The 25717-nt window shown below is 49.7% G+C and carries 25 protein-coding genes; 5 read left to right on the top strand and 20 right to left on the bottom strand.

What is annotated here, in order from left to right; all coding sequences use genetic code 11:
* Window positions 1-47: 47 nt before the first annotated feature.
* From I4V53_RS00125 to I4V53_RS00080, 10 genes are all read right to left on the bottom strand, one after another.
* Complete coding sequence (locus tag I4V53_RS00125) at window positions 48-2030, bottom strand: bifunctional 4-hydroxy-3-methylbut-2-enyl diphosphate reductase/30S ribosomal protein S1 (protein ID WP_195983410.1); 1983 nt, start codon at window positions 2028-2030, stop codon at window positions 48-50.
* Window positions 2031-2067: 37 nt separating this feature from the next.
* Entirely contained in the window at window positions 2068-2679 is a 612-nt protein-coding gene (locus I4V53_RS00120; protein ID WP_195983409.1) for a lysophospholipid acyltransferase family protein, read from the bottom strand.
* Window positions 2680-2696: 17 nt separating this feature from the next.
* Complete coding sequence (locus I4V53_RS00115; protein WP_195983408.1) at window positions 2697-3350, bottom strand: lysophospholipid acyltransferase family protein; 654 nt, start codon at window positions 3348-3350, stop codon at window positions 2697-2699.
* 53 nt (window positions 3351-3403) lie between these two features.
* Window positions 3404-4069 (bottom strand): (d)CMP kinase, encoded by a 666-nt coding sequence (gene cmk, locus I4V53_RS00110; protein ID WP_195983407.1) that lies wholly within the window; start codon window positions 4067-4069, stop codon window positions 3404-3406.
* Window positions 4070-5344 (bottom strand): BaiN/RdsA family NAD(P)/FAD-dependent oxidoreductase, encoded by a 1275-nt coding sequence (locus tag I4V53_RS00105; RefSeq protein ID WP_195983406.1) that lies wholly within the window; start codon window positions 5342-5344, stop codon window positions 4070-4072. It lies immediately after the preceding gene.
* The gene (locus I4V53_RS00100; protein WP_050698152.1) at window positions 5304-6188 is read right to left on the bottom strand and encodes a MurR/RpiR family transcriptional regulator; all 885 of its coding nucleotides are present in this window, start codon (window positions 6186-6188) and stop codon (window positions 5304-5306) included. The genes I4V53_RS00105 and I4V53_RS00100 overlap by 41 nt, the downstream gene beginning before the upstream one ends.
* A gap of 168 nt (window positions 6189-6356) precedes the next feature.
* The gene (locus I4V53_RS00095) at window positions 6357-6899 is read right to left on the bottom strand and encodes a hypothetical protein (RefSeq protein WP_286166962.1); all 543 of its coding nucleotides are present in this window, start codon (window positions 6897-6899) and stop codon (window positions 6357-6359) included.
* Window positions 6896-7507, bottom strand: a complete 612-nt coding sequence (locus I4V53_RS00090; RefSeq protein ID WP_195983404.1) for a J domain-containing protein — start codon at window positions 7505-7507, stop codon at window positions 6896-6898. The genes I4V53_RS00095 and I4V53_RS00090 overlap by 4 nt, the downstream gene beginning before the upstream one ends.
* Complete coding sequence (locus I4V53_RS00085; RefSeq protein WP_195983403.1) at window positions 7491-8393, bottom strand: DUF5685 family protein; 903 nt, start codon at window positions 8391-8393, stop codon at window positions 7491-7493. The genes I4V53_RS00090 and I4V53_RS00085 overlap by 17 nt, the downstream gene beginning before the upstream one ends.
* A gap of 194 nt (window positions 8394-8587) precedes the next feature.
* The gene (locus tag I4V53_RS00080; protein WP_195983402.1) at window positions 8588-10246 is read right to left on the bottom strand and encodes an extracellular solute-binding protein; all 1659 of its coding nucleotides are present in this window, start codon (window positions 10244-10246) and stop codon (window positions 8588-8590) included.
* A gap of 197 nt (window positions 10247-10443) precedes the next feature.
* Between I4V53_RS00080 and I4V53_RS00075 the strand changes: the two genes are divergently transcribed.
* Window positions 10444-11721, top strand: a complete 1278-nt coding sequence (locus I4V53_RS00075) for a response regulator transcription factor (RefSeq protein ID WP_195983401.1) — start codon at window positions 10444-10446, stop codon at window positions 11719-11721.
* Window positions 11722-11724: 3 nt separating this feature from the next.
* Entirely contained in the window at window positions 11725-13449 is a 1725-nt protein-coding gene (locus I4V53_RS00070; RefSeq protein ID WP_195983400.1) for a sensor histidine kinase, read from the top strand.
* Here I4V53_RS00070 and I4V53_RS00065 read toward each other — a convergent pair.
* A complete protein-coding gene (locus I4V53_RS00065) occupies window positions 13435-14151 on the bottom strand; it encodes a GNAT family N-acetyltransferase (protein WP_195983399.1) in 717 nt (238 codons plus the stop codon). The genes I4V53_RS00070 and I4V53_RS00065 overlap by 15 nt on opposite strands.
* Before the next feature lie 158 nt (window positions 14152-14309).
* On the opposite strand from I4V53_RS00065, the gene I4V53_RS00060 reads away from it, so the two are divergent.
* Window positions 14310-14549 carry a heavy-metal-associated domain-containing protein gene (locus I4V53_RS00060; RefSeq protein WP_195983398.1) on the top strand — a complete coding sequence of 80 codons (240 nt, stop codon included), beginning with the start codon at window positions 14310-14312 and terminating at the stop codon, window positions 14547-14549.
* Window positions 14550-14777: 228 nt separating this feature from the next.
* On the opposite strand, the gene I4V53_RS00055 is transcribed toward I4V53_RS00060, so the two are convergent.
* From I4V53_RS00055 to dpsA, 4 genes are all read right to left on the bottom strand, one after another.
* Window positions 14778-16052 carry an O-acetylhomoserine aminocarboxypropyltransferase/cysteine synthase family protein gene (locus tag I4V53_RS00055; RefSeq protein ID WP_195983397.1) on the bottom strand — a complete coding sequence of 425 codons (1275 nt, stop codon included), beginning with the start codon at window positions 16050-16052 and terminating at the stop codon, window positions 14778-14780.
* A gap of 30 nt (window positions 16053-16082) precedes the next feature.
* Entirely contained in the window at window positions 16083-16562 is a 480-nt protein-coding gene (locus I4V53_RS00050) for a hypothetical protein (RefSeq protein ID WP_195983396.1), read from the bottom strand.
* Window positions 16563-16640: 78 nt separating this feature from the next.
* The gene (locus I4V53_RS00045) at window positions 16641-17213 is read right to left on the bottom strand and encodes a dipicolinate synthase subunit B (protein ID WP_195983395.1); all 573 of its coding nucleotides are present in this window, start codon (window positions 17211-17213) and stop codon (window positions 16641-16643) included.
* A 5-nt stretch (window positions 17214-17218) separates the two neighbouring features.
* Window positions 17219-18079 (bottom strand): dipicolinate synthase subunit DpsA, encoded by an 861-nt coding sequence (gene dpsA / locus I4V53_RS00040; RefSeq protein WP_207747797.1) that lies wholly within the window; start codon window positions 18077-18079, stop codon window positions 17219-17221.
* Between the two features lie 242 nt (window positions 18080-18321).
* Between dpsA and murC the strand changes: the two genes are divergently transcribed.
* Entirely contained in the window at window positions 18322-19704 is a 1383-nt protein-coding gene (gene murC, locus I4V53_RS00035) for a UDP-N-acetylmuramate--L-alanine ligase (protein ID WP_195983394.1), read from the top strand.
* Window positions 19705-19782: 78 nt separating this feature from the next.
* On the opposite strand, the gene I4V53_RS00030 is transcribed toward murC, so the two are convergent.
* From I4V53_RS00030 to I4V53_RS00010, 5 genes are all read right to left on the bottom strand, one after another.
* Window positions 19783-20226 carry an Rv1443c family protein gene (locus tag I4V53_RS00030; protein ID WP_195983393.1) on the bottom strand — a complete coding sequence of 148 codons (444 nt, stop codon included), beginning with the start codon at window positions 20224-20226 and terminating at the stop codon, window positions 19783-19785.
* Window positions 20227-20258: 32 nt separating this feature from the next.
* Window positions 20259-20699 (bottom strand): DUF1893 domain-containing protein, encoded by a 441-nt coding sequence (locus I4V53_RS00025; RefSeq protein ID WP_195983392.1) that lies wholly within the window; start codon window positions 20697-20699, stop codon window positions 20259-20261.
* Between the two features lie 135 nt (window positions 20700-20834).
* On the bottom strand, window positions 20835-22085 hold the full coding sequence (locus I4V53_RS00020) for an ABC transporter permease (RefSeq protein ID WP_195983391.1): 1251 nt from the start codon (window positions 22083-22085) through the stop codon (window positions 20835-20837).
* On the bottom strand, window positions 22082-22801 hold the full coding sequence (locus tag I4V53_RS00015; RefSeq protein WP_207747796.1) for an ABC transporter ATP-binding protein: 720 nt from the start codon (window positions 22799-22801) through the stop codon (window positions 22082-22084). The genes I4V53_RS00020 and I4V53_RS00015 overlap by 4 nt, the downstream gene beginning before the upstream one ends.
* A complete protein-coding gene (locus I4V53_RS00010) occupies window positions 22794-24557 on the bottom strand; it encodes an efflux RND transporter periplasmic adaptor subunit (RefSeq protein ID WP_195983390.1) in 1764 nt (587 codons plus the stop codon). Before I4V53_RS00010 ends, I4V53_RS00015 begins: the two co-directional genes overlap by 8 nt.
* Window positions 24558-25006: 449 nt before the next feature.
* Here I4V53_RS00010 and I4V53_RS00005 point away from each other — a divergent pair, with 449 nt between their 5' ends.
* Window positions 25007-25543 carry an ECF transporter S component gene (locus I4V53_RS00005; protein ID WP_195983389.1) on the top strand — a complete coding sequence of 179 codons (537 nt, stop codon included), beginning with the start codon at window positions 25007-25009 and terminating at the stop codon, window positions 25541-25543.
* Window positions 25544-25717: the final 174 nt, after the last annotated feature.

Genomic DNA, 25717 nt, shown 5'->3' with positions numbered 1-25717 from the left:
ATAAAAAAAGCGCGGAGAAATTTCTCCGCGCCCCGATAATCATAAACTTATTCCGCGTCGGCCGCCGCTTCTTCTTCAACAGGAGCAGCTTCCTCTTCCGGCTCAAGCAGAGCGCGGATGGACAGGCTGACACGCTTTTTATCAAAGTCGATGTCGGTGATCTTGGCCTTTACAACCTCACCAACCTTCAGTACATCCTGCGGCTTCTCAATTCTGTGATCTGCGATCTGAGAAATATGGATCAGACCGTCGATACCCGGAATAATTCTGGCAAACGCACCGAAAGTGGTCATACCAACAACAGTAACGTCTGCAACCGTGCCAGCCGGATAGTCGCGCTTGAGGATTTCCCACGGGTTATCCTCCGCACGCTTGAAGCCAAGGGAAATTTTACCCTTTTCGCTGTCAAGACCCTTAATATAGACGTTCACAGTATCGCCAACATTGACAACCTCGCTCGGGTGCTTGATTCTGCCCCAGGAAAGCTCGGAAATGTGAATCATACCGTCAATGCCGCCCAAATCGACAAACGCGCCGTAAGCAGTCAGGGACTTCACAACGCCGGTATATTCCTTGCCTTCTTCCGCGGTCTCCCAGAACTTGTCCGCCAAAGCCTTGCGCTCGTCCTTGAGGACGGAACGGATGGAACCGACTGCGCGTCTGCGGTTGCGGTTCACCTCGATGATGCGGAATTTGACTTCCTTCTTCAGCAGATCTTCCAACGGATCGTTGCGGGACGCGGTTGCCTGAGATGCCGGGATAAATACACGTACGCCATTGGAAACGGCAATCACGCCGCCCTTAATAACTTCTGTAACAACACCGGTCAGGATCTCCTCGTTCTCTTCTGCCGCGGCGATGGTTTCCCAGCCCTTTGCGGCGTCAAGACGTTTCTTGGAGAGCATGATGGTGCCTTCCTGATCATTGGTGCGCATGATCAGAAGATCCATTTCATCGCCAATCTTAACCAGATCCTCCGGCTTTACGTTCGGATCGGCAGACAGCTCGGCGACCGGGATGAAACCAGCCTGTTTTCTTCCAACGTCTACATAGACCTCGTTGGGAGCAATGCCGACAACCACACCGTGTACCTTCTCATCTGTATTTAAACTTTTGAGGGACTCTTCAAGCATCTCCTCAAAGCTCGTATCGGCACTCTCCGTTGAATTCGCACCCGCGTTTTCAATAAATTCTGACATGGTAACTAGTACCTCCTTTATTATGCTCGCCGGCGTTGAGGCGCCGGCTGTAATGCCAACGGAAGCGGCTCCCTTCAGAGCCGGCAGCGGAAGCTCGTCCGCCGTTTCGATGAGATATGTAGTGCAGTTCTGCCTACAAACATCGCGGAGTTTTGCTGTGTTGGAACTTTGCCTGCCGCCGATGACGATCATCGCATCGCAATGCTCGGACAATTCGGCCGCTTCAGATTGACGCTTTGCAGTAGCATTACATATTGTATCAAAAATTGTGGCATTTGTATATACCCTTTTTATGATTTCCAAACAATTTTCCCACTCTGATACGCTAAAAGTTGTTTGCGCGACAATTAAAACCGGTTTTTGATTCAGATGTGGAATATTATTTGTCAGCTGTTCCAACTCTGCGGCGTCTTTAAAGATATAGCAGTCGCCGCAATAGCCGCGTATCCCCTCTACTTCCGGGTGGTTTTTGTCGCCCGCAATCAAGACAATTTTTCCTTCAGCCGAAGCTTTTGAAACAAGTGTATGAATTTTTTTGACAAAGGGACAGGTTGCGTCCGCACATTTCAGATGCCGCGTCTGAATTTCATCCAGTACGCTTTGCGGTACGCCGTGAGATCGGATCACCAGCGTCGCGTCTGAGGGCGCTTCCTCCGGCGATTCCACAATTTGCACGCCTCTGGCATGTAGCTCCTGCAAGGTCTGCGGGTTATGGATGATGGGGCCGAGCGTACATACCTTTTCCCCTTTTTCCAGCAAATCGTGTACCATATGAACGGCGCGGTTCACGCCAAAACAAAATCCAGCGGATTTTGCCACTGTAATCTCCAAACGCTTTCACCTCTCCCAGATGGCAACCATTTTTATTTTACTCTGCTGCGTCTCGTTTATCCAGCAGCAGATTGATCTTTTCCGCAAGCAGGCCGGACGCTTCCCGTACGCCTTTTAAGGAACCATCCGGCAGGTTCAACCCTTCAAACGGAATCAACTCCCCAAAGCGCACCACAATGCGCTTAAATGGCTTCACCAAGCCTTCGCAGTAAATACAAGCGGGCAAAATGGGCGCTTTTGCCTTCGCGGCAACCAGGACGGCGCCTGCCTTTGGGCGGAACGGGGAATTATCAGACACGCAACGCCCCTGCGGAAAAATCCCCACCACACCGTGATCCTGCAAAATTTGTACCGCTGTGCGGACAGACTCCGCATCCCCTTTATCCCGCATAACGGGAAACGCACCGAAACGGTACAGCAGCCACTTGACAAAACTTCCGTGATCTGTAAACAATTCCGACTTGGCCATATAGCGAATTTGCCGTTTGACCGGAAGCGCCAGAAAAAAAGGGTCGATCACTGACCGGTGATTGCAGCAAATGATAAAGGGGCCTTCCAAAGGAATATTCTCTGTCCCCTCAAAATGAAGGCGGTAAAGCAGCCTGCCCAGCGGGTACAGCGCTTTTTTCCAAAACTGATAGGCGGTCACCGGCATCCTCCCTTTGATTATGCGATATGTTCCGGCAGGGATTCTTCCTGCCCAAGCTCCAGCAAATCGCGTTCGCGGAGTTCACGTATTTTTCCCATCACCAACCGGCTGGCGTTGCGAAACTCCAGGCCGGCCCCATGTTCAATGCCAAGTTCTTCTGGTTGAATCAATTCCCCAAAGGAAACAACCGCCTTGTGAAATAAACGAGGCTTTTTGCTTCCCACGGGTGTGATACAGGCCGGCAGAATGGGCGCATGATTGTTATAGGCAAGCATAACGGCGCCGGCTTTTGGCTGTCCAAATTCCCCATCTCTGGAGCGGGTCCCTTCAATGAATATTCCAAGCGCACAGCCTTCCTGCAAAAGTTCGGAGGCGCTGTCAATCGCATTGACATCCCCCTTACCCCGATGAACAGGAAATGCGCCCAGCGCACGCAGGAGCCATCCAAGGGGTTTTATGTCAAACAGTTCCGCTTTCGACATGAAAAAAATCTGTCTGTGCTGCGTAAACCCCAGACGAAGAGGGTCGGAAATACCCAAATGGTTACAGCAGACAATCACTTTCCCCTCTTTGGGAAAACGCTCCTTATTTTTTACACGGTAGGGAACAAAAGGCATTACGATCCATTGCGCCGCGGCTTTGGCAAACGCGTAAAGCGGCGTTCGTTTCATAGGCTAACCACCGTTCTCCGGAAATATCCGGTATCTTTTGAAAATAAAGCGTATTATGCCAGCTTTTGCCGGATCAGTTCCAGCAGACGGGCGATGGTTTGTTCCGGGGCCAAGCCCGTGCTGTCCATCAGAGCCGCGTCTTCCGCTGGAACAAGCGGCGCGATCGCACGATGCGAATCGTTGTAGTCGCGTATCTTCAATTCTTTCAGTACCTGCGTATAATCTGCGGCCTGGCCTTTTTTCAGCAGCTCTTGATAGCGGCGTTCCGCGCGCTCCTCCGGGGAGGCGGTCAAAAAGATTTTGACCTGCGCGTCTGGCAAGACAACGGTACCGATGTCCCTCCCGTCCATGACGACGTTGTTTTTCCGAGCCATGTCCTTTTGCAGGTCGAAAAGAAATTCCCGCACCTTGGGAACAGCCGACACATTTGAAGCCGCCAAAGAAATTTCCGGCGCCCGGATAGCATCGGATACATCCTCACCGCAGAGCAGCACCCGCTGTTCGTCGTTCTGAAACGCCAGCGTTACTTCAATTTCCAAAAGATGGGATGAAACCGCCTCCGCGTCTGTGGTTGCAATTCCCCTACGGACCATATACAAGCCAATGGCGCGGTAAAGCGCCCCTGTGTCCACATAAATAAAGCCGAGTTCTTTTGCCACTTTGCGGGCCATGGTGCTTTTCCCCGCCCCGCCCGGCCCATCGATCGCAATTGCAATCATTTACATATCCTCCAGTGTCATCGAATTGGCCGCCAGCCGCCCCGTGCAGAACGCAATCTGCAGGTTAAAGCCGCCGGTATATGCGTCCACATCCATCACTTCCCCGGCGAAATACAACCCTTTTACCAGCTTGGATTCCATGGTTTTCGGATTGATCTCTTTTACATGGACGCCGCCTGCCGTAACGATCGCTTCTTCGATCGGCCGGAAGGCTTTTATGGTAAATTGGAACTGCTTCAACAGCTCTGAAAACGCCAGACGCTCTTCCCTTGTAATCTGGTTGCATTTTTTCTCCGCCGCAATGCCGGAGCGTTTGACCGCTACAGGGATCATTTTATTGGGAAGCAGCGCTGACAGAGCGTTAATAAAGTCCCGATTCTTATTTGCTTCCAAGTCGCGCTGAAGCCGAAGGTCCAGCTGCTCCCTGCTCAACGCCGGTTTCATATCGATCGAGATACGGTAACGGCCGGGTGCCATTTCCCGCATATGCGCGCTGGCGCTTAAAATCATCGGACCGGAAACGCCGAAGTGCGTAAACAGCATCTCCCCGAAATCGCGGTAGATCTCCTTCTTCTTCTTGGTGTCCCAAACGGAAAGCGCAACATTTTTCAGGGAAAGGCCCATCATTTCCGCGCTGTCTTTTTCCTCCGTCACCAATGGCGCCAAAGAAGGACGCAGCGGAACGATGGTATGCCCTGTCTGTTTCGCCAATTGATAGCCGTCACCCGTGGAACCCGTCCCGGGATAGGAAGCGCCTCCGCAGGCGATCAAGACATTGGGTGCAAAAATTGATTCCCCGTCTTGCAGCTCCGCTCCCTGCATGCAGCCGTCTTTTAAAAGTAATTTCTTTGCCTGCCCTGTTAAGAAGCGGACGCCATGTTTTTTTGCATACCTTACCAGCGTATCTACGACGTCTACTGCACGGTCCGACTTTGGAAAAACCCGGTTGCCCCGCTCCGTTTTGAGCGGCAGACCTTCCTCTTCAAAAAAGGCCATTACCTCAGACGGTGGAAACGCCGAAGCCGCGCTGTACAAAAAGCGCCCATTCGAGGGCGTTGAGGCGATCAGCTCCGGCACCTCACAATGGTTGGTCAGATTACAGCGGCCTTTTCCCGTAATCATCAGCTTACGGCCCGGACGCGCGTTCTTTTCCACCAGGCAGACGCGCAGGCCGTTTTGCGCCGCTGTTCCTGCCGCCAAAAGACCGGCCGCGCCGCCGCCGATCACCAGCACATCATACGGATGGTTCACTTTTATGTTCATCCACCTTTTCATAGACTCCATATTCGTCCCAAATGTCTTCCAGCCGCTTAAAGACCGTTTTAACCTCATTGGATTTTTTCAGTGCGATTGTCACAATTAACGCATTGATCAGACTGAGCGGCGCGCACAGGGAATCCACAATAGACGCAATGTCGCTGCGCGCCAGCAGCAGATAATCTGCCGCCTCCGCCAGAGGAGAAAGCGCGCTGTCCGTGATCGCAACCACTTTGGCGCCGCGTTTGCGGGCAAAATCCATTGCCTTTACCGCTTTGCGGGAATACCGCGGAAAGCTGATACCGATGACCACATCGTTTTCATCGATACGGATCATCTGCTCAAAAATCTCCCCTTCGCTGGTTGCCTGCACCAGAAGGACATTTTCAAACAGCAGGTGCAGGTAGTAGGACAGGAAGGTTGCCAGCGCCAAAGAACTGCGCGCGCCCAGTACATAAATCTTTCTTGCACCCGCAATGGCATCCGCAGCCCTGTAAAAATTCTCATGAGAAGTCTCTTCCATGGTCCGGCGAATGATCTCCATATCCTGACTGAAGATAGAGTCCAGAATATCGTTTTCCCCGATGCGATTTGCCGTTACTTCCATTCTCTGCACGGAAGTCAGTTTATTCCGGATCATTTCCTGCATGGCTCGCTGCAGCTCCGGATATCCCGAATAACCAATCTCCATGGCAAAGCGCACCACTGTGGATTCGCTTACGCCGACCGTAGCGCCCAATCGCGCCGCCGTCATAAACGCCACCTTATCGTAGTGCTCCATGATATACTTGGCAATCAGGCGCTGTCCCTTTGAAAAGCTGGACATATTATTCTGAATTCTGACCGTTAGTAAATTATTCATTTTAAACCCATTCTCCACACGATATTGGTCTATGTTGCATTCCTGGCCGAACCCCGTATGGAAGATCCAGCCGGCTCCTTATCTGCATAGTAAAATAGTGGATCCTCCCTCCAAAAGACGAGGGCGGCTCCACTATATATTAAGTCCTAAAGTTTGAAAAATCAAGTTTTATTTCAACCGCAGCCACTTGCGAATAAACGGGTGCAGCCGCTTCCAATAGATGAGAATACCGCAGGAAATACAGTAATCGTACAGAAGAAACGCAATGTTGCCAACTAGTAAAAATACCCATGGCAGGTACAGGCCGAATAACGTAAAGCTCTCCGCAGGTACTCCCAATAGATGAAGGGCGAGCCAGAACTCCAAAATCATGGAGAGATTGAACACAGACAGCTTTGCAAGCCATACCAGATATTTCTTTTTAAGCTGCTCCAGATTCGCCTTTATAATTGGATAATAGCCAAAGAAAAGTACGAACATGGCAACTGCTTCTTTATCTACCGCAACCAGAACAGAGAGCAGAGAAGCCGCAATGTAAACGGACCAGGCCCAGCTCTTACCAACCTCCAACACAGCGATTACCGTGAGCGCGCCCCCAATCGCCGGCAGCGTATAGGAGGCGATCGGAATCAGATTGGTGAGAAACATGCCGGCGGTTGCAAGCGCCGTGAGCATACCGCACAGGGCCAGCTTCATACTGTTGTTTTTCAACAGCATCCACCGCCTAAACAGTCACAGCAGCAGTCGGCGCAGATCAGCGTGGAGCAAACGTCGCAGGGACTGCAGCCTACGTAGGGACGCGTATGAGGATTATACCCGCCAAACATACCGTTCCGCTGGTTGACCGCCTGATTCAGCGCCGCGCGGTATTCCGCATTGTCCGGGTCCATCTGGCAGGCTTTGGAAAAATCGTTGTAGGCTTCTTCCAGCCATCCCCGCTTATACAAAACAGTGCCCTTTAAAAAATACCATTCCGCGTTGCGGCCTTCCATCAGTACGCCGTCCAGAATCTGCTCTGCATCTGCGATCCGGCCGGACATAATTAGGTTCCGTACATCGCTGAACTCGCTGTTCGCACTGGCATAGGACGTATATCCGCCCGGCTGTGCATACCCGCCTGCGGTTCTGTTTTTCCGCTGTGCCATCACTGTGTCGTAGGCTTCGTTGACTTCCTTCATTTTCTCATTGGCAAGGTCCGCGATGGGACTGCCCGAATAATTGTCCGGATGATATTTTTTGGCCAGCGCGCGGTAAGCATTTTTCACTTCCTCGTCTGTCGCGTTTGGAGATACGCCAAGAATCTTATACGGATCCGACATTCTCTTCTTTCTCCTTCTTAAACAGGATTTCTTTTTGCATATCCGGCAAGCCCTGAAGCACAACATTGGTAACAATCGAGCCGAACTGATGGAACTCCATGATATTGACAGCCGCGACCAATTGAGAAAGGGTTGCATTCAAAAGTTGATTGGCATAAGCCTTTGCATCCTGTATGAATTCTTCCGTGGTATTTTCGTCAAATTGATATTTTATAATAAAGGGATTGAAAGCGCCTTCTTTCAGATCCTTCTCCAGATCGTCCGCCGCATCTATAATATAGACCCAACGGCCCAAAAAATACCCCGCCTGCCGCACAACGCGGTCCTTGGGGCTGAGTTCCGGAGCGGAAAGTCCATAAGCAAATACCTGTTCCATCATTTTGGCGGTAGGTTCTGCATAAAAATCGACGCTCTGTCCTGTATTCTGCTCTGCGGCCGCCTGCTCTACCATAGCCAGGGCAACAATACGGTCCAGCTCTGGAAATTCTTTTTCCGCTTTTCTGCGCGCTGCTGCGGCAAACGGCAGGAGCAGATAGGAACGGATGCGCTTCCCAAAACGGTTGTCCACAATATCGTCGCGAATTTTTTGATACACCAGGATAACGGACAGCGCCGCGGCCAGACGCAATTCTTCTTCTCCGCCCGTACAAAAAGTGCATTTTTTTAATGGGTTGACCACACAGTGCCCTTGCTGAAAGCCTGGGCAGCGATTTTTCAGCGACATCAGCGCCAGAACGTAAAATGTACAGTCATAGCTGAGAGTCATCCGGGAGAACCAGCCGTAACTTTTTCCCAGCTGCTTACACAGCGAACAATATACACCTTTATATTGTTCATATTCCCGCACCAGCAATTCTGCCTTTTGGGGTCTGATATAACCAAACACGCGGGCACCACCTTATGGGATTGCTCATACGGCCTGTGCCTGTTCGTATGCAAACCCTTCATATTGACTATACTGTATTCTACTATATTCCATACGGCTATTTAATTAACAATATGTAAACTTTTGCGCTTGCAAAGCCGTGGGAAGTCCTTTGTACCCTCATCTGTTTCTTTTGAGGAATGTTCTTGTAAGCTTTATCCATATACTTGCCGGACTTCTTCCGTGATTTGTGAACCGCCTGATTGCTTCCACTGGTCAGCAAAACTGTCAAACGCTTCTATGGACTGTTCGCCCGTCACAATTTCCAAAAAGATCGTTTGCTCCAGATTCTGCAGGTCCAGCCAATGCTTCCGCATGAAGTCTGTTTCCCGCACAAAGATGGGCGTGATTTTTCGCACCGGCGTTTGTATGAGAAGATTATAAGCTTCTACCCTCGATTTATACGTTTGCCAGTCACGAGGATTCGGCGGCTCGCCCTTGTCAATTGCATCCAGATAGGAGCGGACGGAGCGGTAGTTGGATGTATCTCCCGCACTGAAAGACGTAAGCGGTGCTTCTTCCTCCAGAGCCCCCTGTATCGAAGCGCCGGACCTGACAAACGCATCGTCATAGCCGATGTGCATATTTAAAAGCATTCCATCTTGATTTAAAGCGGAGGTAAATTCCGGCGCTTTGTCCCGGACATAATCGAATTGTATGCTCGCCAGCTTCACCGCGGCCTCCGGATGTTCAAACCCTTTGCGCACTACAATAAAGCTGCTGTTTGGATTCCCGGCAAACATTGTGACCGCTCCCTCTTCATTTTTGGGGACAAGATACGGCGTCCAATCCGCTTCCGGATTTTTCCGCAGACTGTCCAACAGCAGTTCGCTGCTCCAATAGTTACCAAAAAAGGAGCCGCTGATCCCTTTGGCCAACAAATTTTGACAATCCTCTTCCGTTCGCAGCATAAATTTCGGATCAAGCAATCTCTTCCGATACAGCTTGGCTACACGTTCCAGTGCCGACTTCATCTCCGGCTGGACGGAGCCGTACACGATTTCCCCGGAGCCTGCCCGGAACCACTGTTTGGGAAAGGCGCCATAAAGCGTAAAGATAGCATTCAGCATATAGACGCCGGAGGAATCCCCCGCGATTTGCGGACTGCACAGGAGGCCGACCGTTTGTCCCGGCCCGTTATTTCCCGGGTCATCCGCAACAAAGCGGCGCAGAATTTCCTCAATATCTTCCATGGTCCGCGGTTCCTGCAGCCCAAGCTTCTCCAACCAATCCTTTCGCAGCCACAAATAGCCCGGACCATGCGACATTTCCGTTGTGGGTAGCGCCATGAGCTTTCCATCAAAAATGGCTCCGTTCAGACATCGGCCTTCATAAGAATCGTATATCTCCTTGATACGCGGACTGGCACAGTTTTCGTAAGCTTCCGTTAAATCCGCGATGAGCCCTTCTTCATAAAGCCTATAGAGCTGCTGGGCGTTGACGGTCATGATATCCGGAAGATCGCCGCTCGCAATCGACATGGATACCTTTTGCCGGAAGTCCTCTTCACTGCGTACGTCAAACGCATTGCAAAAACGGATATTTAAAAAATCCTGCAAAAAAAGCGAATAGGTATAAACCTGTTCCTGAATGGCCTGTTCCTCCGGATAGCCTCTGCTTTTTCTGCCAATCGTACAAAGAACGGGCTCCGGGTATTTGCCAAAAGGCGTCGTCTGCGCCTCGTCCCAGGAAACTGCCTGCTGATAAATTCCTGTGGGTTCTACAGGCGCCTCTTCCACGGAAGGAGCCGTACATGCAGACAAAAAACACAACAGGCCCGCCAGCAGCATAGATCCCCATCTTTTCTTTTTCATGTTTTTCCCTTCCATCTATTCAGAATCAAATTTTACTTATAAAATCATTATAGAAAATCCGGCAGACAATTTGTAATAGTTAAATGAATTTTTATGTAATACATTTAATTTTTCATATAACATTTAAAAATCTGTTTTATTGCGGTATCGTTCTATTAAGACTGGTTCTGCAAAGTATTTTTAAAGGGGGACGACATATGCTGCACATGTTGATTGCCGACGATGAACGGGAGGAGCGGGAAGGCATTCAGTTCCTGCTTGACAAATATCATTTCGATGTGGATACAGTCCATGCTGCGAACGGCAAAGCGGCGCTGGAATACCTCCGCGAACATCCGGTGGATATTCTCTTTACCGATGTGCGCATGCCGTTTATGGACGGTCTTGCTTTGAGCCGGGAGGGACTGACCTTACAACCCAAAATGCGCGTAATTTTATTCAGCGGGTTCAGTGAGTTCGAGTACGCCAAAACGGCGATTTCTTTGGGCGTGAGCCATTATATTTTAAAACCTATTCGAATTGAGGAATTTTGCAGTGTGATGGAACAGGTGGTTCAGGAAATACAGAAAACCCGTGCGGAAGAGGAACGCAGCCTACGGCAGCTTGCCTACGTCAGAGAACATCTATTGTACTCCCTGGTGAACGGAACACCGATGGAAGCGCTGGCGGCCAAAGCCGGTGCGCTTTTTGATCTGTCCTTTTTAGAAGCGTATCACAAGATGCTGCTCCTGGAATTTCAAAGAGACTTCTTTGAGCATGCAGGCGTTTCCTTTAAGGAACAGCTCTTTTCCCGCATGGATGTTTCTGCGGATTATATTAATTTAAATCCCCGCCAGAGTCTGTTGCTTTTCCCGGGAGATGTTTCGCAAACAAATTGGCGGCAATTGGCAGAATACCTGTTTGACTTTATCCGGCAATCGTCTGATAAGGTATGTTATATTGCCGTCAGCAGCGCCTTTTCCGGCGCCGGCAGGATCTCACAGGAATTGGATCAGCTGGATCAGCTGATAGAAAATCGTTTTCTTTTTCCCCATACCTATTTGTTTTTCCAGGAAGACTTTGCTGAAAACATCCCGGGCAAACAGACGGATGAAAACGAATCGCAGGATAGCGGAACGGGATTTGCCTCAAAAGAACAGCATCCTGATTCCACGCCCCACAGCTATGTGGAAACGGTAAAGAATTATATACAAGAGCATTACAATGAGGAACTGGATCTGGAAAACCTTTCAAATATGGTTTATCTGACGCCGCGCTATTTAAGCCACATATTTAAAAAGGAAACCGGATATGGGATCAACAAATACATAAAGGCGATGCGTATGGAAAAAGCGAGGGAATTATTGGAGAACACGCACATGAAGATTGTGTCCATCTGCACCGCGGTCGGTTACAGCAACGTATCGTATTTCATTCAAAGCTTTCGCGAGTACTTTGGAAAGAGTCCTGAAAAATTCCGGAAAAAGGATGCGTAAATCATGAAATCCATCTTGGGTATGTTTAAGGACCTCAAGTTTCGCAAAAAGATTTTACTGAGTTATCTGCTGGTCAGTATCGTTCCCATATCCATTCTGGGTATTTTCTGCTACCAACAGACAACGGCGCTTCTGCTCTCTCAGGAAAAAGCGAACCTGCAGACCTCTTTACAGCAGGCCTGCGGAGCGATTAACAATCAATTGGAAATCTACAACAGTCTTTCCGATTATCTGGCGTTTGACGCTGACCTTTTGGATACTGCGAACCGTACCTACAACAGCTACTTGGAACTTTACGACGTATATACGAACACCATCGCGCCGACGTTTCTGGCAATGAAAAATCTGCACGACGGCGTAGACCACATTACGCTCCTTTCCGGGACCAACGTAGAACCGCACGGCGACATGGTCCTTCCTATTGCAGAAGTTCAAAACGAACCCTGGTTCGACCAGGCGATGAATTCCGCAGGAATTAATTGGTTCTGCGACGAATCGGCGCAAACAGTTTTTTCCGCACGGAGAATCCCGGGGCTCTTAGATGGAAAAGAGAGCAAAAAAAATCTCCTTTGTATTGCCCTGAATTATGATGCGCTGTTCCAGCCCTGCCAGGAGTTGTTACAGAATCAATGCGGCATTTATCTTGTGGGCGCAGAACAGACGGTGCTATTTCAGCAATATAATTCTGATGAAGAACCACCCGTGGTCTCGCTCCTGCAGAATGGCGCGGGATCTGTTTCCTGGAAACAAACCGAGTACGCGGTTATCCGCGCGGATATTCCAGCCTGCGGCTGGCAAGCAATTCTATATAAACCGACTCATCTGATTACGGATGCGGCTTCCCCCATCGTTTTGACGGTGCTCTGTATGATCTGCATCTGTTTGGTGGTGATTCTGCTTATGGGCGGACTGCTTTCCTATGCGGTTGTCAGCCGTATTGAAAAGCTGAGAAAAAACATGCAGCAGGTTGTGGAAACCGGGAATATGACCGTTTTTGTAAACAGCCGCTCCAGAGACGAGGTTGGAGACCTGGTTCGCAGCTTTCAGAAGATGATTGCCCGAATCAACCTGCTGATTAACGAAGTCTATAGAGAAAAACTCGCACAGAAAGAAGCGGAACTGAAGGCTCTGCAGGCGCAGATCAACCCGCATTTTTTATACAACTGTCTGTCTTTAATCAATTGGAGGGCCATCCGCTCGGATGCCACAGATATCAGCGAAATCGCGCAGCTGCTGTCGTCCTTTTACCGAACAACATTAAATAAAGGAAAAAATCTGACATCTGTCGAAAATGAGCTGCAAAATATCCGTTCTTATCTGGATATCCAGCTGATTATGCATAGCCGCCAATTTACCGTGCTCTATGAAATAGACGACCGGATTTATCCTTACACCATGCTGAATCTGCTGTTGCAGCCGCTGGTAGAAAACGCTGTCATACACGGAATTGACCAGAAGCCCGAGGGTACGGGATGCGTCCGCATTGTTGGAAGGCAAGAAAAAAACGCCATCATCTTTCAGGTGGAAGACAATGGCGTCGGTATGAATGCTGCGGTGGTTTCTCGTCTTCTGGAAAAAGATACCGGCGGATACGGCCTGAGAAACGTCCAGGAGCGTATTCAGCTTTATTACGGTAAGGAGTACGGTCTTTTCATTCAGAGTATGCCAGACCGCGGCACCACCATTACGTTAACCATTCCGGTGCGGACAGACTCACTCGGGCCTTGAAGTCATCCAAAATAAAGGCTGTTCCGCAATGGAAAAACCCAGACTTCTCTGCAAAGAAAACGAAGCGGTGTTTCCCTCTATAATCTGTCCAAACGGCGTCCAGCCTTTATCCAACATGATGTTGACCATGTGTATCTCCAATGCCATACCGATTCCCCGGCGGCGGTATTCCGGAAACACTTCCAGCATGCCGATAGAACCCTCTTCATGTATGCCGATAAAACCCGCTAACTCCCCCCGCAGGAACGCGCCGTACATTACGCCGGATTCCAGGCGGCCCAACAAATATTGATCGTCCTGAATCATATGATACTGCGCTTTAACTGCAGAGAGGAAGGTATTGTCCAACTGTTTGATTTCAATGCCGGTCCGCTCCTGCGGAATCCGCTGTTCTTTGCGATATACGGCCTGATAACAATCCGGGCCGATGTACAGATGGGATTGTTCCGCCAGCTCTTTCGCATAAAATTTTTGATGGCATTCAATCAATTCCGCATTTTTGATTAACGGAAGCATGTTTTCCGCAGCGTCCTCCCGCGCGGCGCTGACCATATAGGTGCCGGACGGCTGATCCAGCAAAAGAACGCCGTTTTGATCGGCATACAAAAGCGCCGCACGGCCGCGCCGGAGGCTCTCCAGCATGTCCATATGCAGCAGCAAATCAGATTCTAAATAGCATATCGCCTGTTCCCGATCCGTCATTTTGGATCTCTCCTTTTTTATTGCTTGCTATATGCTACCATATTCACCACCAATTCGCAACTTCAGCGCTGTTTTGTTAAAAAGTTCCCTGCCCTGCCCTTTATTGCATCTCATAACGGGCCGCATCCCTGGAAATCCTAATGACGAGGTGATGAGTAATGCCACAGGAAAGCGCAAATTTTATTGTTGAGAATATTCACGGCAAGCACGACCTGAAAGAAGTCAAACGAGAGCTTGATCAGCTGCATGGCGTCCATTCCGTCAGCGTCAACACACAGCACAATCTGGTCTGCGTCGATTACGACAGTTCGGGCACCTCATACGATGAAATTGAAAACCATCTGAACAAAGCCGGATATGAAATTGCTGCCGACGCAAGTCAAATCAACACAAGATAACAATCTGCACATTCCCTCTTTCGCGTTCTTTTCACTTCTCTTTTGTCTTAAAAGTGAAACGGATAAAAGGATTTCTGCCTATACTTGCATGGACGTTCTGTCTTTTGAAAAGGACAGAACGTCCATGCATTTTCGTACAAACATATTTTGTCCCGCAGACATCGCAAACACAAAAGAAAGTAATACCATCTATATGGCATTACTTTCTTTTATTGTATCTTAAATTTTTTAAAGCTGTTTCAACGCCTGGTCAATATCGCTTAAAATATCCTCAATATTTTCAATGCCGACCGACATGCGGATCATATCCGCGCCGATTCCCGCCTCCACAAGCTGCTCGTCGGACAACTGGCGGTGTGTCGTACTTGCGGGATGCAGCACACAGGTGCGGAGATCCGCCACATGGATTACAATGGAGGCCATTTTCAGGCTCTCCATAAACTTGGCGGCCGCTTCTCTGCCGCCTTTAATCCCAAAAGAAATGACGCCGCAGGTACCGTTCGGCATATACTTTTTAGCAAGCGTATAATACGCGTTGCTTTCCAGACCCGGATAATTGACCCAGGCGATCTTGTCGCTCTTTTCCAGGTAGGAAGCGACCGCCAGCGCATTGGAGCAGTGGCGCTCCATACGAAGCGCCAGGGTTTCCAACCCCAGATTCAGCAAAAACGCATTCTGCGGGCTGGCCTGCGCGCCAAGATCGCGCATCAGGTGCGTCCTTGCCTTTGTAATGTAAGCAGCTTTGCCAAACTGTTTTGCATACACAACGCCGTGATAGGATTCGTCGGGCTCCGTAAACTCCGGATATTTGCCGTTCTCCCAGTTAAAATTACCGCTGTCTACAATGACGCCGCCCACCTGCACGGCGTGGCCGTCCATATATTTTGTTGTGGAGTGAATGACGATATCCGCTCCAAAGGTAAACGGACGGCAATTTACCGGCGTTGGAAACGTGTTGTCAACCAGCAGCGGGACCTCGTGTGCATGCGCCACTTTTGCAAAGAGCTCCAGATCGGTTACAATCAAAGCCGGGTTTGCAAGAGTTTCGGCAAATACACAGCGCGTATTCGGCTTAAACGCCGCGTTCAATTCCTCTTCAGTGGAGTTTGGAGAAACAAAAGTGAATGCAATGCCCATCTCCTGCATTGTTTTATAAAAGAGGTTGAACGTACCGCCGTAAATTGCACTGGAGCTGACCACATGGTCTCCCGCATGGCAAATATTCAACACGGAAATGAGGGAAGCCGCCTGGCCGGAAGAAGTAAGCATCGCGCCCACGCCGCCTTCCATTGCGGCGATTTTCTTTTCTACTGCGTCCAAAGTCGGATTACCCAGGCGCGTATAGAAGAAGCCGGCTTCTTCCAGGTCAAACAGTTTGCCCAGCGTTTCCGCATGGTCGTATTTGTAAGTGGTACTTTGTACAATCGGCACCACGCGCGGCTCCCCGTCGCCGGGCGTATAACCCGCATGGATGCACTTGGTATCAATATGGTATTCGCTCATGTAATGATTCCTCTTTTCACGTCTTGTTTTTTATGAATAAAGCAGCGATTTCAGCCACTCTGCCGCTGTGTCTGTAACGGAAACCACTGCCCAGATCAGTAAAATAAAAAGCACCACTGAAACTGCGCGCCAGAAAAACCGTTTGCGCGGGCTCATTTCAGCAGTTTCTTCTCCATCCGGAACGGTAACTTCCGAATTGGTGACGCCGATGCTCTGCATCAAATCGATGGCTTCCTGCAGCCTGCCGCAGGGAACGAAGATGTTTTTATTGCTGATTCCGCCTTTGCCCGCATATGCAGACGCAATTCCTTCCAAACCGCAGACGCGCTCTTCGTGCGGAATCTGTTCTTCATCCAGCGCAGCCGCAATTTGATTGCACTTTGTCTCCGTCGCGGTCATCAGCATGACCGGGTCTTCGGCCTGCGCTTCGCGCAGCTTTCTTTTTCCACAGGCCGGGCAGCGTCCGCCCTCTTTCACCAATACCTGACAGCTGGGACAATACAGCATCATTTTTCACATCCAATCTTTTCCCAATCATAGCATATTTGCGTACTCTTTTGCAATCCCCATTCTATTCAGCTGCAAATATCAGAAAAAAACAGGCTGCAGCTGTTCTCCCTTCAACGCCGCCAGGGCCGCCGGCAGCAGTTGAGCAAAATCGGAAACCAGGGAATACGGTTTCTTTACCGGGTCGTCTTCAGACATAGGCACAAAATACACGTTCTTTGTATTGAGAAGCTTCCCGATGTTTTGTGCTGAAGCGGAAAGCGCGTCATTCGTCGCAGGAGCCAGCAGAACCGGGCGGCCAATCCGCAGGTTAGATTTTACCGCCATGGTGACGGGCGTATCGGTAATGCCGTTGGCCAGCTTTGCCAGCGTATTGCCGGTACAGGGCGCCACGATCATCAGGTCAACCATCTTCTTCGGCCCGATCGGCTCGGCGCCGACGATGGTCTGAATCAGCTTTCTGCCGCAGATTTCCTCAATTTCCTGGACAAAATCATCCGCCTTGCCAAACCGGGTATCGGTCTTGGCCGCATTATAAGACATGATCGGAACCAGATTGTATCCCTGTTCCGCAAGAAATTTCATCTGCTCCAGCGACTTTGAAAAGGTGCAGAATGAGCCGCACAAAGCATAGCCAAATGTTATATCGTTCAAAGCGTTCACTCCTCTATAATATGATAAATGGTATTTTTAATGATATCTCCCGCCGCCTTCGGTGCTACGCGCCCCGGAAGAGACAGTGCTTTGATTGCCTGAATGCCAAGCTTCTCTGCCGCTTCATAATCAACGCCGCCCGGCGCGGAAGCAAGATCGATCAGAATGGTCCCCTGCCGTGCCTTGGAAAGCGTTCTGCGGTTGAAAACCAGAGCGGGAACCGTATTGAAAATCAGGTCGTATTGGTCCCTGTCGCAAATATCGTCTGTTTTAATTGACCGATAGCCGTAGGACTCAATCCACGCAAAATCGCTTGGCTTGCGTGCGCTGACCGTTACATTGGCGCCGATCCCCCGAAGCATCCACGCAAGAATTTTACCAATGCGGCCAAAACCGACCACCAGACAGTTGCTGCCGTTGATGGTGCCGGGGAATTCCCGCATGGCGATTTCCAGCGCGCCTTCCGCTGTGGGAACGGTATTGCGCACGGTGAACTCTTCCCGGATATAGTAATCATAGGTATCGATGCTGTCCCAGAGTTCACTTGTCAAAAACAGCTTCCCCATCATGCCGCCAAACACCTGTTTATGGCACATATACTCAGCAAATTGGTCGTCCAGGAGAATTCGGTTCTCACTGTATTGTACGTTCAGATATTTTCCATCCGTTGTAACGGGCAACGGCAGAATAATATTTTCACATCTGGCGGAAAGCTCCTCCAGCTCAACCTTTTTTACACCTTTTGAAAAATCCACGGTGTCAAAGCCGAGTGTGTATACGGTATATCCGTCCGAGGCAATGGATTCGGCCAACGCGATTTGCCGCCGGTCGCCGCCGATCACACCAAAATTATTAGTATCAATCATTTTGAAAACCTCCAGTACTCGCTGAACCGCGTTCTCTATGGGAAAACATGGCTGTACCCTATAGTATGGAAATTTTTACGCTGTGTGATTATCCTGTGCAAATAAAAGGGACAGTGCTGAAGCGCAAATTTTTCTTGAAAATATTCAAGAAATTGTTTATTCTTTTTAGGATTTGCAATATAATAAATTAGTTATGGAAAACACAGATTGCACTTCAATTGACCATGAAGGAGACATATAGAATGGATTGTAAGGATATTTTATCTCAGGTAAAAAGGATTCACTTTGTCGGTATCGGCGGTTCCGGTATGTGTCCGATCGCGGAAATCCTGCACCACAAGGGCTATGAGCTTACCGGCTCCGATACCAACGAGTCCGATACATTGCAGCGTATCCGTTCGTATCAAATCCCCGTCACGATGGGACATAAGCCGGAAAACGTGGGCAGTGCGGAGCTGGTGGTTTACACTGCAGCGGTCAAACAGGACAATCCGGAATTGGTTGCAGCGCACGAACGGGGAATTCCCACCGTGGAGCGTTCGGAAATGCTCGGCATGGTGACAAAGCGCTATCCCAACACCGTCGCGGTTTCCGGCACACATGGAAAGACCACCACCACTGCGCTTATTACACAGATTTTTGTCAACGCGGGAACCGACCCTTCCGCAATTATCGGCGGAAAACTGCCGTTTATCGGCGGCAACGGACGTGTCGGAAAATCTGACACAATTGTGTGCGAAGCCTGCGAATATGTGGATACCTTCCTGCATCTGCATCCGGCAATCTCCGTTATTTTAAACGTGGACGCCGACCATCTCGACTATTTTAAAAACCTGGATAATATCATAAAATCCTTTCGTCAGTTTGCCATGCAGACTTCACAGCTTCTTGTAATCAACGGCGACGACGTAAATTCCCGCAAAGCAATTGAAGGGCTCACCCACGCGCAGATTCTGACCTTTGGCCTGGCCGCGCAAAACGATTATTATGCGGTCAACCTTGCCGACACCAAGCAGGCCTGTGAAAAATTCACGGTGATGAAGCGCGGCGAGAAGCTCTGCGACGTGAATCTCAGCATCCCCGGCAAACATAACATTTACAATGCGCTGGCTGCGGTTGCAACCGCCGATTATCTGGGTGTTTCTCCCGATTGCATTGCGGAGAGCCTGCATCAGTTTACCGGCGTTCATCGCCGCTTTGAGGTACTCGGCAATTTCGGCGGAATCACAGTTGCCGACGACTTTGCTCACCATCCTACGGAATTGACCGCTACGCTGACCGCCGCCATGAACATGGGATACCGGCAGGTCTGGGCCGTATTCCAGCCGCACACTTATTCCCGTACCTCCATGCTGTTGAACGACTTTGCAAAAGCGCTCTCGATTCCGGATCACGCCGTACTTTCTGAAATCCTGGCGGTGCGGGAAGTCAACACCTACAACATTTATGCAAAGGACCTTGCGGAAAAAATCCCCGGCTGCGTATGGTTCCCTACCTTTGAAAAAATTGCGGAGTATGTGATGGCGCACGCGCGGGAGAAAGACCTGATTTTGACCTTGGGTGGCGGAGACGTTTACAAATGCGCAAATTTGATTGTCAGCAAATATCAGGAAAAAGGCCTGTAAGTTAGTTTACGGGAAACATTAGACGGTAAAAAAGCTGAATCCTAACCATTAATTGGCTGGGATTCAGCTTTTTAATTTTTATAATAACTTCAACCATTTCTTTTGTCGATGTGTGTAAAAGCAATTTGCCCATAGGCAGACAAAAGGCGTTTTCCACCCGGCATATAGCTCAACTTCGTCTGTGTATTCTGTTCTATCTCTTTCAATTTCTCTTAAAATTATTTTATGGTTCCAAATGGGAACATGCACGTTTACTTCCTTTGTATAAACTTCATAAGTATCCTTTTGAAATCGAATCACATGAATCGTATGTACTCCAAAGGGTATCAGACAAAAGAGTCTAAAATACAACTGAAAAGTTTTGTCTTCTTCCCAAATAAAATCACTTGCACTGTCCATCAGTAAAAAAGAAGCAAACGGCTTTGCGATATACTGCAATGTAGTAAGTTGCTGCAGCTTTTCCCACACCACATCCCGCGATGCAGGAAAAACAGATTTCTTTAGTACGACTTTGTGTTTCATTTTTCACCTCTTTTATCGCAGTAATCCAGGAGTTATTTTCCCGATGCGTTTTTCATAGCGGACAACTGCTCCATGGTCTGTTGAATGGCTTTCAACGCCTTCTCCGGATCATTGATTGAGCTGACCGTCCGTTCCATCGGACACGGCCCCGTTCCCGCACGGTTAATAATCTGTTTTGTTATCGTCTGACAATGAGCTTCTATGCCATGGCGTGCAAATACCGCAAGGGCAGTTTCCGTCATAACCGGAGCGTACACCCGTTTTACACCTGCCAACGCAAATAACAGTGCGGCTGCCTTTCCCACAATCTTATCCGCGGCGGAAAAGCCTCGCAAATCAACGCCGGAGGTAATCCATCCTACAAGTGGGGCCACCCCGCGCTTTTCACTGGTGTAAACTGTTTCCCCTTTGCATAAAACACAGGTATATGCGCTCTCTTCCAGCCGCCGGATGGCGTTTTCCCAATCATTCATAGCACATCACTTCCCCTTTACTTCTATTATTTACGATAGAAAGAGATCCAGCCCTTCGGTTGGATCTCTTTTATAGAACATCTTCTGCCCGAGCAGTCCTGTCTCTGTCCGGCAAAAACATTCTATTATACGTTTTTACTCATAGCGCAGAGCTTCAATCGGATCAAGTTTCGCCGCTTTGTTCGCCGGATAATATCCAAAGAACACACCGATCATCATGGAGAAACCGACCGCTATGATAATAGACGCCAACGAGGGTACGGTAGGCGCCTGCATCAGCATACCGCCCAGATATCCAAGCCCGGCGCCGACTAAAATACCCAGCGCGCCGCCGATGATGCAGATGATCATGGACTCCACAATAAACTGCATACGGATTGCCCCGTCCGGTGCGCCAAGCGCTTTACGGATACCGATCTCCCGGGTGCGCTCCGTAACGGATACCAGCATAATATTCATGACGCCGATGCCGCCGACCAGCAGGGATATGCCGGCAATAACGGCAATCGCCATGGACATGGTTCCCATCATATCTTTTACCTGAGATACCATGGAATCCATACTCTGTGCTTCCAAATGCATGGTTTTGTTTTTCGCATAGTACCTGTCGTTCAGATAGTCCGCGGACTCCTGTGCAAACGCCTGGTAATCGATACCCGGCGTCAGAGCCGCATAGAAATAAAAGTATCCAGAAGGCGTAACATCCTGAATCCGATAAGCTGTAGTCAGCGGAATATAAATGGAGGTAGAAGAACCGCCGCTTCCCACCATAAAGCTGTTGGTCTGATCCTTGTACACGCCGATTACCGTAAAGGTCAACCGCCCCATGGCATCGGTCTGTACCTGCACTTCCTGGCCAAGCACATTCCCATTCGGGAAAATCTTATCGGCCAGGGATTGCGCAATGACCGCAACGTACTTGCCCCGCTGTGTGTCCGCCTCGCTGATAAACCGCCCCTTTACCATGTCTACCTGCAACCCGGTCGCGCCGCTCGCAAAACCGTCATTGACGCCGTTCAAGCTGACTTTGGAAGTTTCATGAAACTTTGTAATCTCACCGTTTCCGGCGCTTTCCTGCAGGGCGATTCCCAATATGTTATCGCCAAATCTGTTCACATAGCTTTCCAGCATTTCGTCGGTTATGACATCCTTATCGGAATAATAATACGAGCCGGAATAGTCCCTGGGGGAAACCTGCAGCGCAATATTATTGACGCCCATGCTCTCCATGGAGGAACTGACGGTAGCCGTCATGGACTCTCCGACTGAGGTGATTGCAATAACAGAGCCAATGCCGATAATGATACCCAGCATGGTGAGCAGTGCGCGCATCTTATTGGCTTTTAATCCGGCAACCGCCAGGAATATATTTTCAAACAGGCTCATTCCACAGCCCCCGATCTTGCATAAACATTGCCGCGCTCACTTTCAATGTTGCCGTCGCGAATGGTGATGATCCGTTCCGTTTCTTCTGCCAACTCGGTGTTATGAGTGATCAGCACGATGGTCTTTCCCTGCTTTTCGTGCAGCTCGTGAAAGATATCCATTACCAGTCTGCCCGTATGGCTGTCCAGCGCGCCGGTCGGTTCGTCCGCCAGAATAATTGCAGGATCGTTGGCCATTGCGCGCGCAATGGCGACCCTCTGCTTCTGTCCGCCGGAAAGCTCATTGGGCATATGCTTGCGGCGTTCCTTCATTTCCACCATGCCCAGCAGTTCTTTGGCGCGTTTGCCGCGTTCCCGTTTGGAAAGTCCACTGTAAAGCATCGGCAACTCCACATTGCCCTGTGCGGTGGACCGTGGGATCAGATTGAAGGTCTGAAACACAAAACCAATTTTCTTATTACGGATCTGGGACAGTTTTCGACTGCTCATCTCGCTCATTGGAACGCCATCCAGTATGTATTCCCCGGAGGTTGGGCGATCCAGTGCGCCAATGATGTTCATCAGGGTTGACTTGCCGGAGCCAGATGCGCCGACGATGGAAACAAACTCCCCTTCACGGATATCCAGATTAATACCATGCAGGATTTCCAGCTCATTTGGCGTTCCAACATAGAAAGTTTTAACGATATCCCGCATTTCAATCACTGTCTTACTCATTTACAGCAGCTCCTTGCACACCTGCCGGCGTCTGCCCCATCGCAGCGGCATCCGGCATTACGGAAACCGCCATGCCCGGCTGTACCTGTTTGCCGTCCGCAATCAGCAGCATCCCCTCCGTAAGGCCTTCTCCGGAGATTTCCACCTCATAATCGGTTTCCAGTCCCTGTGTAACCGGGATCGCCTCCGCAACAGACGTGCCGTCCTCCTGTGTTTTAACGGTGTAAACTACGGTACTGCCGTCCGCAGCCATTGCAAGCGCATCATATGGAACCGCAAAAACGCCGTCCTTTTGCTCTGTCACAATATCCGCCCGCGCGGTCATACCGATCCGAAGCCCGGTGTCTTTCGAGGAAACAATGACGGTTGCATCAAACTCCACGTCCTTGGTGTTGGCGGCGTCGCTCTTGCCGCTGTCTCCGAGGGGCGTTTTTACCGCGGTCGGCGCTACCTTCTCCAGATACCCCTCGAATTCGCCGTCTCCGGTCGCGTCGGCTTTGATAATTGCCGGCATGTTAGGTTGAATCATATTGACATCGTATTCTTTGATTTTAACATCCAGCTGAAGCGCATCCGTATTTTCAATGACAAACATCACGCCGCTTGGGCTGGCGCCCTCTGTCGCATAGACGGCGGTAATCGTGCCGGATACCGGCGCCGTCACTGTGCAATTCTCCAGCTTGCTCTGCATACTTTTCAGTTCTTCGCGCGCGGCGCGATCATCCGCGGTAAGCTTACTGCTCTCCACTGCCTGAAGGGAATCCTCCAGCCCCTGTGTGACCGCCGCCTGCGCTGCTTTTTGCGCCTTCAGCGCGTTGTTATATGTATCCTTTGCTTTGGACAGATTCGTTTCAAATGTTTCCAACTGGGTATTGACCGATTTTTGGACTGCGTCCAGATTCTTTTTTGCCGTATCATACGCCTGCTGGGCATCTGTTACATTTTGGCGAAGCTGCGTGATACTGAGGCTTGGAGTACCCTTCATATACAGGGAATCCGCCTCGCTTTCCGCTTCCGCCAAAGCTTCTTTGGCCTCCAGCAGGTCTGCCTTCAGTTCTTCTTCATCGTCGCTCTTGTTTCTGACAGCTTTTTCGTATGCTTTCAGCGCCTTGTCATAATCCTTTTTCAAGCTGTCATAATAGCTTCCCAACTCGTTCCGGCGGTCTTTCAGCGCTTGTTCTGCTCTTCCAAGCTCGGTTTCCGCCCTTTCAAAAGTGGACTGGGCCGAAATTTGCTCCGCGTTCAAGTCAGCGTCTAAATTAGCCTTTGCGTTGTCCAGATCCTTTTGCGCGTTGTCCACACTGAGCTTCGCGTCATTCACTGTCTGCTGGGCGGTATTCAGCTGTGTATTAAGGCCTTCCTCCACATTGTTCATTTCATCGTTATATTTTTTCTGGCTGGATTTAATTTGCTGTTCGCTTGTCGCTTTTGCAGAAGCAAGGGAAAGTTGTTTTTGTTTAATATTCTGCTGTAAATCGTCAGAATCCAGGAGGCATAACACGTCCCCGGCATTGACACGATCGCCGACCTCTACCATAATGTTTTTAATGGGATAAGTCAGATTGGAATACACGTTTACAGCGTCGGTGCTCTCCACATTGCCGCTGGTACTGACCGTACTGCGAAGCGTCGTCTTTTGCAGAGGAGAGAGCTCAACGGGCATTGCCATTGATCCTGTGTTCTGGGGCCGCAGGAACATTACGCCAACTGCAACGGCAGCCAAGATTCCAACAACGATTAAAACTTTCTTTTTCAAAACGATCGACCTCCATTATTTTTCCAAAAAGCACATAAACATAAGACCAATGAAAAACTTGTGATCTTCTGTTCTTTTTAATTGTACCAATCAACTAGTACAATAATACACACGTGTTTCTGAAAAGTCAAGGGATTGATCCGTTTATTAAGATTTATTTAAGCTTTTCATCTATTTTCACAAGTCTGTTCGCATTCGAGGCAGAATCTTCTTAAAAACGCAATAACAAATCCTGTAATAATACACAAACAGGATTTGACAAATCCCCGTTCCGGAAGGTATACTGTTTTTATAAATGCTGTCTGAAGACAGCCGCCATGAACCGATTGAAATCCAAAATGGGACGCACAGCACTTTATTGCCGGTGATATCCCGTGGCAGGAAGCCGCGGATTACTTTCTCCGGCTCTTTTGTGTTGTCCAAAAGATTCAAGGAGGGCTCTTTCAGACATGTTTCAGAAAAAAGTACATTTTCAGGCGGTTCGCCTGACGGAGACGGCGCTTTGCATTGCGCTTGGCCTGCTCCTGCCAACCGTATTTCACGCGTTCGGAGCAGGGAACGTCTTGCTTCCCATGCATATCCCGGTTTTGCTGTGCGGCCTTTTGTGCGGGTGGCAGTACGGCGCGGTATGCGGTATGGTGGTTCCTTTTCTTTCCAGCGTCTTCACGGGAATGCCTCCCATTTTCCCCGTCGGCACGGCGATGATCTTTGAGCTTTGCGCCTACGGTTTGCTGGCCGGCCTTTTGTACCGCGCACGGAATTGGAACGTCTACATTGCGTTGATCGGCGCCATGCTGGGAGGACGGCTGGTCAGCGGGATCGCCAACACAATTCTGATGGGAATCGCAGGGAAGCCCTATGGCTTTTCCATTTTCCTTTCCAGTGCATTTATTACCGCCTGGCCAGGCATTATATTGCAACTGGTTTTGATCCCCATCCTGATCCTCAGCCTGCAAAAATCCGGCCTGATGACCAGAGAAACCTGAGACCAGGCAGCAAGACAACGTATCTTATTCCAGAGTCAGGACCCCCGGCAAAGCCGGGGGCTTGGGAAAGCCCTAGAAGGGCATGATACAGACAACGCCCCTGAAGGGGCCACGAATGGGTCGGCCAACTGCATTGCTGACTCATGGCGGGCCCCTAAAGGGGCATTACTTTTT

This window comes from Clostridium sp. D33t1_170424_F3, from assembly GCF_015667585.1.
Taxonomy (GTDB): Bacteria; Bacillota; Clostridia; order Oscillospirales; family Acutalibacteraceae; genus Anaeromassilibacillus.
Note: the sequence above shows the minus strand (reverse complement) of the source record. Positions and strands in the feature narration are given on the sequence as shown.